11 protein-coding genes are annotated in these 12864 nt (G+C 51.3%); 6 read left to right on the top strand and 5 right to left on the bottom strand.

The annotated features are described in order from the left end of the window. Positions 1-67 precede the first annotated feature (67 nt). Entirely contained in the window at positions 68-1324 is a 1257-nt protein-coding gene (locus DTL42_RS15460) for a PQQ-binding-like beta-propeller repeat protein (RefSeq protein ID WP_158545403.1), read from the bottom strand. A 183-nt stretch (positions 1325-1507) separates the two neighbouring features. Between DTL42_RS15460 and DTL42_RS15455 the strand changes: the two genes are divergently transcribed. From DTL42_RS15455 to DTL42_RS15430, 6 genes are all read left to right on the top strand, one after another. Then, entirely contained in the window at positions 1508-2638 is a 1131-nt protein-coding gene (locus tag DTL42_RS15455; RefSeq protein WP_114369631.1) for an FAD-dependent monooxygenase, read from the top strand. A 168-nt stretch (positions 2639-2806) separates the two neighbouring features. Next, the gene (locus DTL42_RS15450) at positions 2807-4165 is read left to right on the top strand and encodes a nucleotide sugar dehydrogenase (protein ID WP_114369630.1); all 1359 of its coding nucleotides are present in this window, start codon (positions 2807-2809) and stop codon (positions 4163-4165) included. Between the two features lie 407 nt (positions 4166-4572). Beyond that, positions 4573-5454 carry a sugar nucleotide-binding protein gene (locus DTL42_RS15445; RefSeq protein ID WP_114369629.1) on the top strand — a complete coding sequence of 294 codons (882 nt, stop codon included), beginning with the start codon at positions 4573-4575 and terminating at the stop codon, positions 5452-5454. A 68-nt stretch (positions 5455-5522) separates the two neighbouring features. Continuing rightward, positions 5523-6602: a dTDP-glucose 4,6-dehydratase gene (gene rfbB, locus DTL42_RS15440; RefSeq protein WP_114369628.1), complete on the top strand. Its 1080-nt coding sequence runs from the start codon at positions 5523-5525 to the stop codon at positions 6600-6602. Further along, a complete protein-coding gene (rfbA, locus tag DTL42_RS15435) occupies positions 6602-7474 on the top strand; it encodes a glucose-1-phosphate thymidylyltransferase RfbA (protein WP_114369627.1) in 873 nt (290 codons plus the stop codon). The genes rfbB and rfbA overlap by 1 nt, the downstream gene beginning before the upstream one ends. A gap of 303 nt (positions 7475-7777) precedes the next feature. After that, entirely contained in the window at positions 7778-8719 is a 942-nt protein-coding gene (locus tag DTL42_RS15430; RefSeq protein WP_114369626.1) for a class I SAM-dependent methyltransferase, read from the top strand. A gap of 122 nt (positions 8720-8841) precedes the next feature. Here the strand turns inward: DTL42_RS15430 and DTL42_RS15425 are convergent, their stop codons facing one another. From DTL42_RS15425 to DTL42_RS15410, 4 genes are all read right to left on the bottom strand, one after another. Next, positions 8842-9765 (bottom strand): glycosyltransferase family 2 protein, encoded by a 924-nt coding sequence (locus DTL42_RS15425; protein ID WP_114369625.1) that lies wholly within the window; start codon positions 9763-9765, stop codon positions 8842-8844. A 279-nt stretch (positions 9766-10044) separates the two neighbouring features. Then, entirely contained in the window at positions 10045-10902 is an 858-nt protein-coding gene (locus tag DTL42_RS15420; RefSeq protein WP_114369624.1) for a glycosyltransferase, read from the bottom strand. Further along, positions 10899-11405: an acyltransferase gene (locus tag DTL42_RS15415; RefSeq protein WP_114369623.1), complete on the bottom strand. Its 507-nt coding sequence runs from the start codon at positions 11403-11405 to the stop codon at positions 10899-10901. The genes DTL42_RS15420 and DTL42_RS15415 overlap by 4 nt, the downstream gene beginning before the upstream one ends. Next, on the bottom strand, positions 11398-12738 hold the full coding sequence (locus tag DTL42_RS15410) for a hypothetical protein (RefSeq protein WP_114369622.1): 1341 nt from the start codon (positions 12736-12738) through the stop codon (positions 11398-11400). Before DTL42_RS15410 ends, DTL42_RS15415 begins: the two co-directional genes overlap by 8 nt. Positions 12739-12864 lie beyond the last annotated feature (126 nt).

Raw genomic sequence — 12864 nt, 5'->3', positions numbered from 1 at the left:
CTCTTCGATCCTACGCCTCTCCCCAGCTGAGGAGAGGCGTGCTCAAGGCCGGACTTGGAGCAATTGCTTACTTCACTTGGTAGCACCAGAGGGTACCATGCTGCCGTATGTACAGCTTGCCATCGGCCAACGCCGGGTAAGCCCACGACTTGCCGGTCCCTTCTGGCTGCCCTGGCGGGCTAAAACTGCTGATCTCTTGGAAACCTTCTGGTGACGCGGCTACCATCATTACTTTGCCATCTTCGGTATGTAGGTAAAGTCGCCCGTCGGCAAACAAGATCGAGGCTGCCGCGCTGATTCGCTCTTGCCACTTAATCTCGCCGGAAGTGAAGTCGACACACATCAGCGTCGAATTGCTGCAGCCGTAAAGATAGTCACCGATCTTAACCCCGCCCCCAATCGCCGTGGGTAGCTTGGTATTGAAGTAAAGTTCTTCCGCATCGATTCCCTGGTCTTTGGCAATCAGCTTAACGGCCCCTCCGCCACGGCGGCCACCACCGCTGTAAACAACATCGCCTCCGATAACCGGCGTTAGCATGTTGGCGGCTCCTTTGGTATTGGTGTACGCCCAAAGCTGCTTGCCATCGGCGGCATTCACCCCAACTAGCCCATTACCCATGAACGAAACGTACTGTCGTTTTCCATCGGCGTCGAAAGCCATGATGGAAGCGTAACCGGCGGCTCCCATTTCTTTGACGTTCGCTTTCCAGATGGTTTCGCCCGTTTTTTTATCGAGGGCGACAATCCCGGCTTCTTCCCCCCCTGGCGTGACGATGACTTTGTCGCCATCGATCAGGGGCGACTCGGAATAAGCCCACACGCCAGGCTCGCCGCCGAAGTCATCACGCATGCTCTTCCGCCAGACGACTTCGCCTGACTTCGTTTCCAGGCAAGCCAAATCGCCGTTCGAGCCCAAAGCGTACAGCAACTTGCCATCGACCGTTGGTGTCGAGCGAGCGGCCGGGTAGCTTGGCTTTTGATCAGGGTTGCCCACCTTACCAATACGTGTGCCCCACACGACTTCGCCCGTTTGCTGATCGAGCGCTTTGACGAGTTCGTTTTCTAAGCCCTCGTTAGCGACCAGAAAAATCATCCCCTGGGCCACCGAGACCGCGCCGTAGCCATCTCCTAAGTCGTTGACTTGCCACACCAGCTTCGGCCCCTCGGCTGGCCATTTACTGAGTAGGCCGGTCTCACTGGAGATTCCATCTCGCTGGGGCCCGCGCCACTGGGGCCAATCTTCGGCCATGGCCGACAAAGCACTGGCTAGCACCAGCCCGGTCAATGGCAATACAAGCAACATCCGCCGAAAGGAAGCAAACACGGCAACTCTCCCAGTTATTAAAGAGGCAAGGATCTGTGATTCTAGGTATTCTAGCGAGCAATTGGGGGCTTGCTCAATCATTCCTTGGGTTTCCATAGTTGCAGAGAACATCACCGCACTCTAGGGTGATGAGTACAGGTTGCCGTTTTCGCGACGAAGTCCCTTTACCTGAATACGCTCTGTATGACGCAATCATCTCCTTTAATCATCGGTGCTGGCCCGGTTGGCTTGGCTGCCGCTTCTTTCTTATCAAGACATGGCATTGCTGCGCGGATTGTTGATAAGAGAACCGAGCCGAGCCTTCTCTCGAAAGCCTTGGGCGTCAATCCGCGGACGCTGGAACTACTGGAATCGACCGGCCTGACCGATAAGTTGCTGGCCTTGGGAAAAAAGATTCACGGAGCCACCATTCACCGTGGCGACCGGATTGTCGCTCAGGTCGACTTCGAGCAACTCGAACACCGCTTCCCTTTTCTGCTCGCCTTATCGCAAGCCACTACCGAGCGGATCTTGCGGGAAGACTTGGCCGAACGGGGCATTCCGATCGAGCGGCAGCTTGAGTTGGTCGATTCACCTCAGTTGGCCGAAGGGAAAGCCGAACTCGTCCATACCGAAACCTACGAGCGACATTTGGCCGAAGCCTCTTGGATTGTGGCCGCCGACGGAGCCCATAGCATTGCCCGCAAATCGGTGCATGTCTCCTTTCCAGGCGATACGTACGACCGGGCCTGGGTGCTGGACGATATTTCGTTAGCCACCGACCTCGATCCGAATCGCGCGCACATCAAATTTGTCGACGATGGCTTTCTCTTCATGTTGCCGGTGGTCACTGGAGAGGAAGAACCAGGGGAACCTACCGTTTGGCGGGTACTGGGCAACTTTCCCGAACCTTTGAACTACCTGAGCGAGGCCAATCCGATTGGCAAGTCGCTGTGGAATTCTTCGTTCCATATCTCGCACCGTTTGGTCGAGAAAATGAATGTCGGCAACGTCTACTTTGCTGGCGACGCCGCTCACCTTCATTCGCCGGTGGGGGCCCGAGGGATGAATCTGGGAATTGAAGATGCCTGGGTTTTGGCCGAACTGGCCAAGCGAGATCAGCTTAGCCGTTATCAAAAATTACGCTGGCCGGTCGATAACGCCATTGTGCAGCGGATCCGCACCTTCACCGGCTTTGCCAAAGGCGAATCGTTCTTCAAACGAATGGTGAGAAATCATATCGCCCCCCATTTACTGCGATTGAACAAAGTTCGGCAAACCATGCTGCATACGGTAAGCGGATTAGATCACCCGCTACCAACCTGGGACGATTAGCGGCAAGGTTGAAACCCCTCCAGCCAATCTGAAGGATCAGAGCGGCACCTCAGCGAAAGTGGGAAATCGGAGTATACTGAGAGAAACGTTTTCATCGCAGCTCTCAAGGCCCCTTGGCCAAGTCGCTTGCCTGATCACATGGCCTTTGGGCTTTCTTGAAAGGTATCCATGTCGTCCAACCCCACCTCTGAGAATCTCCCTTCCAAGCAATTCGAGGCGATTGCTTCTGCCATTGAAAAACAAACAGCCAAGGTTGGGGTAATCGGGCTGGGGTACGTCGGGCTCCCTTTGATTCAGGCATTTGTGCGAGCTGGTTTCCAAACCATTGGTTTTGACTCGGACCCGACCAAAGTCGAGCGTTTGTTAGCAGGACAAAGCTACATCAAACATATCGACTCGGCCTGGATTTCGCAGTGCATCTCTCAAGAGCAATTCGAGCCAACCGCCGACATGCAGCGGCTTAAGGAAGCAGACGCCTTGCTGATTTGCGTGCCCACGCCGCTCTCGGCGAGCCGCGACCCTGATTTAACCTATGTTGAAAACACAGCGAGGATGATTGCTCAGACTTTGCGACCAGGGCAATTAATTGTGCTGGAAAGCACGACTTATCCTAGTACGACTCGCGACGTTGTCTTACCGCTGTTGGCTGAGTCGGGACTGACGGCCGGAGAAGATTTTTTCCTGGCTTACAGCCCCGAGCGGGAAGATCCTGGCAATCCAGACTTCAATGCCAGCCGCATTCCCAAGGTCGTAGGGGGCTACGACGAGCATAGCTTGCAGTTGGCCTGTGATCTGTATGGCCATGCCGTCGTGCAAACAGTTCCGGTCAGTAGCCTGGAAGTAGCCGAGGCATGCAAGATCCTGGAGAACATCTACCGCGCGGTGAACATCGCGCTCGTCAACGAGTTGAAAATTCTGTTCAGCAAGCTCGACATCGACGTATGGGAAGTCATTGATGCCGCTAAGACCAAACCGTTCGGCTTTCAGGCCTTCTATCCTGGACCTGGCCTGGGAGGCCATTGTATTCCGATCGATCCGTTCTATTTAAGCTGGCTGGCCCGTAAGAACGAATTATCAACCCGCTTCATCGAACTAGCCGGGGAAGTCAATTCCTCGATGCCCCACTATGTCATTCAGCGGGTAATCGAAGCCCTCAACGATCAAAGCAAACCGGTTCGAGGCAGCAAGATTGGCCTGCTGGGAATGGCCTATAAGAAAGATGTCGACGACCCACGCGAGAGCCCCTCGTTCAAGCTGATGGAAGAACTCCTGCAGCGCGGAGCCGATCTCAGTTACAACGACCCTCACATCCCCGTCCTGCCCGAGATGCGGCACTACGATGTTCCCCACATGACCAGCCAAGCCCTAACTGCGGATTGGCTGGCCCAGCAAGACCTAGTGCTGATCGCCACCGACCATTCTGCCTACGACTACGATTTCATCGTTAAGCACAGCCAGTTAGTAATCGACACCCGCAACGCCACCAAAAGAGTACAGGCTCACCGCGAGAGGATTGTGAAAGCATAATGCCACGATGCTTCTTGATAGATTAACATCCCAATGCACGCCCCCGGCCCTAGCTCATAACATTCTGACAATCTCTTTCACCAAAAATCCGCGAGAGTCCCCAAGACAATCAATCCTCTTCGTGCTATTTTCGCAACACGCAATCCTCCTTCTGGGGGCAGGCAGCAGTTCAATAGGGTGGCGCACCACGGAAAATGGATTGTCTTTCTTCATGGTTCGCACAGATTGTCAAAAACATTCCCATTTGTTTTGCGTAAAGCCATGAAACATCGCGACCGGTTGAGTTAAATTAGTGGGATGCGAGGAATCTACTTCGGTCGCCTGTAGTCATTGGTAGGCAAACGGCCCGATATCTGGATATTCTCATAGGCAACACATCTTCAAATGGGTAACTACAGGGCTTTTTAATGATTGTTGTGCTCGGTGGATCGGGTTACGTAGGCTCGAGTATCGTGAATTTACTGTCCAGCCAAGGTCAGGATGTACGTGTACTTTCTCGAAAAGACTGCAATTACTACGACCCCGCATCACTTGGCGAAGCTGTTGGAAACGCCAGCTTCTTAATCAATGCCGCTGGCTATACGGGACGTCCAAACGTCGACGCGTGCGAGCAACATAAGCACGAGTGCCTCATGGGCAATGCCGTGCTGCCAGGTGTCGTCAAAGAGGTTTGCGAGTCTAAAAAGCTGCCATGGGTTCAAATTTCGTCCGGCTGCATCTATACCGGCACGCGTGAGGACGGCTCAGGCTTTACGGAAAGCGATCCGCCAAACTTCTCGTTTCGCTACGACAACTGCAGCTTTTACTCCGGCACCAAAGCACTTGGTGAAGAAGTTCTCGCCGATGCCGAGCAATGCTATGTGCTACGTCTTCGCATTCCTTTCGAGAATCTCGACAACCCGAGAAATTATTTGACGAAGCTCTTACGATATCAACGCCTCTTGCGTGCGACGAACAGCCTGACCTTCTTGGACGAGTTCGCCAAAAGCTGCCTTTACTGTGCAGAAAGCCGCCCAGAGCCAGGCATTTACAATGTCACCAACACCGGATGCGTTACAACAGACGAAGTCGTGGAGCGTTTGAAGTCTCACGGTATCACGGACAAAGAGTTTGAATTCTTCGACTCCGAAGAAGAGTTCATGCAAAAGGCTGCCATAGCACCGCGATCGAATTGCGTGATGAACAACGAGAAAGCGATCGCCGCTGGCTTCCCATTGTCGTACGTTCACGACGCCCTTGACCTTGCGATGTCAAACTGGATTTCGGAAGAAACCTCTGCTACGAAGTAGCGTTTTAAAGTTTTGACACGCCAACATCCCATCTTGTGATTCACCCCCTTAAGCCGTAAATAAAGCGAATGTTGAAAACTATAATTGTCACCGGCGGAGCTGGATTCATTGGCGGTTGCTTTGTCCGCCAAATGCTTGCGAATGCGGACTATCGTGTTATTACACTCGACAAACTAACGTACGCAGGTATCCGCGAATCGGTCCCCCCGGACTCTGCCAAGCATGTCTTCGTCCATGGCGACATTGGCGATACCACGCTGGTCGCTCGTCTATTAAAGGAATACCAGCCGTTTGCGGTTGTCAATTTCGCAGCCGAGTCCCATGTCGATCGCTCTATTGACGGGCCACGTCAATTTGTTGAGACAAACGTCCTCAAGACTTTCGATTTGCTGCACACAACGCACCAATGGTGGAAAGAACTTGCAGAAGACGAGAAGTCGACGTTTCGCTTTTTACACGTCTCGACCGACGAAGTTTACGGCTCTGCGGATGATGGTAGCAAGTTTAAGGAAACGACTCCTTATTCGCCGAACTCGCCTTATTCCGCCTCGAAAGCCGCTTCCGACTTCTTTGTGCGGGCCATGCAACATACCTATGGTTTCCCGACCCTCACGACCAATTGCTCCAACAATTACGGGCCTTATCAGTTTCCAGAAAAGCTGATCCCTTTGATGATTCTGAACGCCCTGGCAGGTAAATCGCTTCCCGTTTATGGCGACGGGCAAAATATTCGTGATTGGCTGTACGTGGAAGATCACTGCACCGCAATTGCAACCGTGCTTGAAAAAGGACGGCTTGGCGAAACGTACAATGTGGGTGGCAATTGCGAACGAGCAAACCTCGATATCGTTCACACCATCTGCGATTCACTCGACGCAATCTCGCCCCTAGAAAATGGCAGCTCTCGCCGCGATCTAATCAAGTTCGTCAAGGATCGCCCTGGCCATGATCGCCGCTACGCGATTGATTGCTCGAAGCTAACCTCGGAACTGGGCTGGGAGCCTCAAGAAACCCTCGAATCAGGGATGGAAAAGACCATTCGCTGGTATCTTGACAATCCAGAATGGCTCGCCATCGTGAAGGCCAAACACGACACAGAAAAACGCCTAGGCCAGGGCGATTCGCCAGCAACAAAGGAGGCGACCTAATGAAAGGCATTATCCTAGCTGGGGGAACCGGATCACGCCTGTTTCCGCTGACTTTTGCAGTCAGCAAACAACTGCTGCCAATCTATGACAAGCCGCTGATCTATTATCCGCTGTCAACATTGATGCTGGCCGGCATCCGCGAGATCCTGATCATTTCAACACCGCACGATCTCGGTCACTTTGAAAAACTCCTGGGGGACGGATCTCAGTTCGGCTTGAAGCTGAGCTATACCGCCCAACCTAAACCTGAAGGGCTTGCACAAGCATTTTTGCTGGAGCCTGACTTTGTTAAAGACGAAAAGGTCGCGTTGGTCTTAGGCGACAACATTTTCTACGGCCAAGGTTTTCAGAAGATGCTGCAAACCGGGGCTGAACTCGAAGAAGGAGCGGTCGTCTTTGGCTACCCGGTCAAGGATCCAGAACGTTACGGAGTAGTCGAGTTCGACTCCACCGGCAAAGTATTGTCCCTGGAAGAAAAGCCGGCTAAGCCGAAGTCTCGTTTCGCAGTGCCAGGCCTCTATTTCTATGACGAGCACGTCTACGAGTTCGCCTCGAAGCTTAAGCCATCGGCACGTGGCGAATTAGAAATCACAGACCTCAACCGTGTTTACCTGGAAAAGGGCCTCCTGAAAGTAGAGCTCTTCTCGCGAGGGTTCGCCTGGCTCGATACCGGCACCCACGAGTCCATGCTACAGGCCAGCGCCTACGTGCAAACCATTGAGGAACGCCAAGGTTTAAAAATCAGCTGCCCCGAGGAAATCGCCTTTCGCAGAGGTTTCATCTCGCAGGAACAACTCCTCGAACGAGCAAACCAGTTCCCCAACGAGTACGGACAGTACCTCCAAGAGATTTGCCGAGAGGCGAATGGTTGACCAGTTTCTAGAAGCGAATTAAAGTGACAATCAGGACTCTCATACAGTGGATCAGGTTCTTGGGGCCCTTCATAGGCACGCCAGAAAGCTCTATCTGGCTACGGATCAGGCTAAAGAATCGAATGTCCCCTAAAACCAGGATTAAGCAATAGCCATTCTAACTACAGTGGGTATGCTATAATCGATGAGCGGATACCGCATAAGAATTCAGCGTCGCATCCCCCCTGGCAAACGCACATCTGCTCTTCCGTTCGTTGCCGAGCATATCAATCGATTCTTTCTTTACTTGATTTGAGGCTAGTTTTGTCCAAGACTTCCGCGGCTTCAGAAAAATCCGTTGGCTACACGAATGTTGCTCTTGGACCGATTCGGCGTCTGAATGAGCTTTGGTCGCTGTTACAGCTATTTCGCTCGACAGAATTTGTAACGAACATCGTTGCTCAAGTTCAAGCAAGCTTAAAAGAAATCGAAACCGTATCTGGTAAACCTTGCGTTGATTGCGACATCTTGGAAGTTGGCTCCGGCCAAAACATGATCCAACTAGCATGCCTGTCTTTAGAGAATCGGGCAATTGGAATTGACACTGAAAGCCCAGTCCCTGACGATTTCGATGTCCGGGCGTTAATACGACTTCTCCGCGAAGACGGAACAGTACGAGCTGCGAAAACACTCTTACGTTCCATAGCTGGTATTAATCGCCGAATTCGCAAAGCCTATATCCAGGAAACCGGTGCCCCAAAATGGCCCAAGCTCGACGTCCGCAAAATGGACGCTCAAAACCTAACGTTTGACGCAAACAGCTTTGATGTTGTCTATTCTCGTGCCGTTTTCGAACATATCTCCGACCCAGCGAGTGCCTTAAAAGAACTGCGTAGAGTCATTCGGCCTGGTGGGGTTTTCTATTGCGTGTTCCATTTGTACACAAGCGACAGTGGTTGTCACGATATTCGGATCTTCAACCGCAGCAAGAGTCGTCCTCCTTTCTGGGCACACCTTAGGCCTGATGTCCAGCATCTTGTGTGCGAAAACACTTACCTAAATAGGCTTCGCTTGCAAGATTGGTACCGCATCTTTCAAGAACAAATGCCAGGAGCTGAAGTAACTCCTCTCATGGACGGCAAGAATCCTAGCAGCTTGGACCTACAGGCTTTGCGAGAGCAAGGTGAGCTTAAAGACTACAGCGATGCGGAACTACTCAGCCCTTCCGTAAAAGTAGTTTGGCGCAAGCCAGAAGATGCCCAGTAACTGAGCCGACTGACAAACGAAGGGCCGGCAACAAGATCAGCCCTTCCGCTGCACTTGCGATAGCCCCCTCATTTAGACTCAGCCAAGCCCGCTTGAGGGTAGCGAGAACTCAAGCTGGGGCTTTAAGTATATTCACGACGGCGGCGAAATACGGAGTACCACTCCTCTGCTCGCTGTCGATACGAAGCGCTAGCAAAGCCCAGCACTCTTAACGCCAAGTAGCGGGTTAACGCCCAGCTTGCGAGCATACTGCCCCCAAAACCTACCGCCCACGGGCTCCAGTGCTTCTGAAACAGTTGGTGCTTTGCCTTAAAAAGCCGCACCATCTTATCGCCACGAACTCGCTCGGAGCGGCCACCATAATGGATTAATTGAGCGTCTGGCACAATCAAACACTTTGCCCCTAACTTCCGGGCACGCAAACACAGATCCGTGTCTTCCCCGTACATGAAGTAGTCGAGATCGAAACCATCAAGCTGCTCCCAGATACTCCGCTTAATCAGCAGGAAACACCCTGAAATACAATCGACCTCACGCACACTATCTCGCCGCCATGCCCCCAGCCCTTCGGGATTGAAGAACGTGGAATTACGAAAGAGAGACGAAAAGCCAGTTCCCATGCAAAAGAGGCTCCACGGAGTAGGAGCTCCATGGCAAGAATTGGCATTGAGGGTCAGATCGCCAAACAGAGTCCGCCCACCATAAACACCCATCTCAGAGTCGGCTTGGGCAAATGCAACAATGCGATCAATCGCTTGATCCAAGATCACCGTATCGGGATTGAGTAGCAACACATACTCACCGGTCGCTTTTTCGGCGGCCAAGTTGTTCGCACCGGCAAACCCCAGGTTCTCTGTCGATTTGATCAATGTCAAATCAGAAAACGTTTCTTCGATGGCCTCCGCCGACCCATCTGACGAGGCATTGTCGACCACAATCAGTTCAAAGGAAACCTCTTTCGTCTGCTCGTAAACCGAAGCCAAGCACGCAAGCGTTTCTTCTCTTGTGTTGTAGGACACAACGAGGATAGATACATCAAAGCTCATTAAACACTCACAACTTCAAACAACGCCCGAAACGTGCTCACGATTATTAGCTAGGCAAACTTATCGAAGCGATAAGAAACTACCCTGTTGAAGAACCGGTGAACAACAAAGTCCTTTGCAGTTATTGATATCTGCGCCGATAATCCAACATAGCAAGAGATTGATTTACCACGAATCCGGGGCTTCCGCTGGTCGCTCGTATGGGATTGGTGGCGAAGACCTCAATAAATAAGCCACCAACATCATGGGTTGCATTCTCTGGTTTGGCCAGGGGAGACATCAACAAGAAACTTCCTCTCGCGAGGTGTCGTCTCTTTCCCATTTGTGGATTTCCCCTTGCTTGAACCGTTCTCGCACACGTTTCTTGACAGCAAACTTGACATAAAGAAAGACCGCCAGCGAAGGCAACCACAGAGGATTCAATGCCAGCTTGGCAAAGCGAAGCTTCGAGCCTGATTCATTTTCCGTCCAAAGCTCGGGGTACAACTTTTTTAGCTCTTCGTTTCCGAAATGACTCCGAGTCTTGATATCGATGATATTCGCCAGAGTTTTCGGAGGCGTCACAAACGATTTGCAATCTCGCACGGTTGCCCTTTCCGCGGCAGTGAAATGCAGTCGTGCGAAGTTGTCGTCCGCCGTAATTCTGGGAAATTGATCAAAACGCTTACGCCCTTCTTGCCCCAGGCCATAAACACCAGAGCCAACCATGCCTGAGCGATGTGCAGTCAACTTGGCCCATACTTTGTAATAAGCACGTACAGCCCAGGCACGATCTTCCAGCTTAATCGAAGCTTGGGGTAACACGAAAAATATGCCCGGCTTATCCAATTCCTTACACAGCTTAGGCAGCCCATTTTTTTCAAGCGTAATATCGGCGTCCATATAGAAACGAGGAAAGCAAGTTGCAACTTCGTCCGCCAAGTTCATTGCATGCGTCTTAGAGCCAATCGGCGTTTCAATCACTACAACACTAGGGTCGTAGTCTCTGGCTCTTTGGGCTGTATCGTCCGAGCAATTATTGGCCACAACAATGACCTGAGGCAGTTCACCACAATTAGCCTCACGGACCGATTTCAAGCAGCGAACAATCACAGCAGCTTCGTTGTAAGCAGGGATAACGACAGAGAAATTATTCACCGTTGCGCCTCAGTTTCTCCTGAAGTTTCCTGGCATACGTCTGATTCGCTAATCAGCACACCAAATTTTCCCACAGAAATCCCCGACCGAATAATCTTTGCCGGATTCCCTGCAACAATAGAGCCATCTGGCACATCTTTGGTAACGACAGCCCCCGCAGCAACGATACAGCCGTTACCAATAGTTAGGCCGGGCAAGATCATAGATCGCCCTCCGACAAAACAATTATCACCGATATAAGTATCGGTCCTTAATCTGCGACACATGTCGTGCGCCAAAATCACTGCATCAAATGCAATATAAGTGTCCTTACCAATATGAATGCCACGTGGGTGGGTCTTGTCGAGTCGAGCGCTCAGAGAAATAACGGTGCTTGGGCTAATCTCCATCCCCCAAACCTTAGTAAAAATAACCCAGCGCAATCGATTCAACGATCGCTGCAGCCACAAAAAGTTATTCAAACTGGGTATCAACGCAAAACGCTTTGATTTAGCGTTAGCCATAGGAACTCTCCCACTCCTCACGCCCGGAATACTCGACCCTTTGCAAGCTTTGCTTACGAATCATCGCGGTGGCACTTGACAACCCGCTTACCATGGCCAGAGAAAGCGCCCATGTAAAATGCATTTGGCCAAATATGGATACACCAATAAAACTAAAACATTGGACAAATACAGCGACACCTAAAACCCAACCTAGCAACGGATAGACCTCGCTAATACGCCCTGCATTACGAATTGCCAAAATAATGATAGCGAGCAAAAGAGCTAAGAGCACAATCCCCCCTTGCAACCCTGTCGCCACAAATTGATTTGATGTATCAAATGCAAAGTGCCCCCAATGCGCAGAACCAACTCGAGACCCCATGAACCACCATTCATCCCAATGGGTGATAAAGCCATCCACAAGGACATAACGGTGCCACGATGAATTCCCGGCGGTGATATCAATGCGAGTAATTAGATGCCACACGGGGCCCTTCATCATAAAATGAAGCACCACCAAACAGAGGCCAACCCCCGCAAAAGCTAGCCCCGTAAATCGTCGCAATGGAAACAGCATAGTGCCCACGATCCCTACTGCGAGCCCCAGAATCGGAGTGCTTGATGTTGTCGTCGCAATAATGACACATGCCGCAATCATAGGCGCGATCGACATAGGCTTGAAAATCCCCCGCTCCTTTGCCCGATACATCAGCAGGGGCATGAATGCAGCCCAAGTCACGCCGGCCAAAATGGGATGCGCAAAAGCCCCTTGGCAACGCATTTTCCCATCACGCATCAAAGTCATCTCGGGAATTCCACCAAAAATCGCAAATACATTGCGTCCTGTTTGATATTCAAGAAGAAAGAAAAAGGCCAAAGGAAATGCCATGATAGCTATTCCATTAATAACGCTGTCAACATCTTCCTTGGTTTGAATAACAGAGCGGATGACCAAATATAGAATGACAATCTCAAGGACAAACCCTAACCGCATTTTCAGCATCACCAAGGAGAGGTCCCAATTAATTATTCCAGTTAATAAATAGGTAATACCGTATGCGACGACACACCAATCAATCGAGGTCATGCGAATGCGTTCGCCTTGCATAACCATACGTAGGGGAGCGAAAAACACCACAAAGAAACGAATGAAATAGAGATTAAACCCGCCGATGGCGATGCATTGCCTGGCCGAGACGAAAAACACCAGAATAAGCAATGGCCAAACCGCGTATTTACGTGGGCAGAGTACGAACGACAACCCACAAGCCAAGAGCATAAGCGCGCCCAAAGGATGCACGACCGTAGTGCCGAGACCCTCGTAATGGTACATTTCAGACGTCTGATCCATGGCACCTAATCTCTGCTTGAATCAATTAATTCGCATTTTTATCTCAACGTACGCCTGCCGGTGTACTATTATCCAACGGGTGCCATGTAGGACTGAAACACCACTTAAATAACCATTGCGATTTAG

This window comes from Bremerella cremea (assembly GCF_003335505.1).
Classification (GTDB): domain Bacteria; phylum Planctomycetota; class Planctomycetia; order Pirellulales; family Pirellulaceae; genus Bremerella; species Bremerella cremea_A.
The sequence above is the reverse complement of the archived record's forward strand: the minus strand, read 5'-3'. Positions and strand labels throughout refer to the sequence as shown.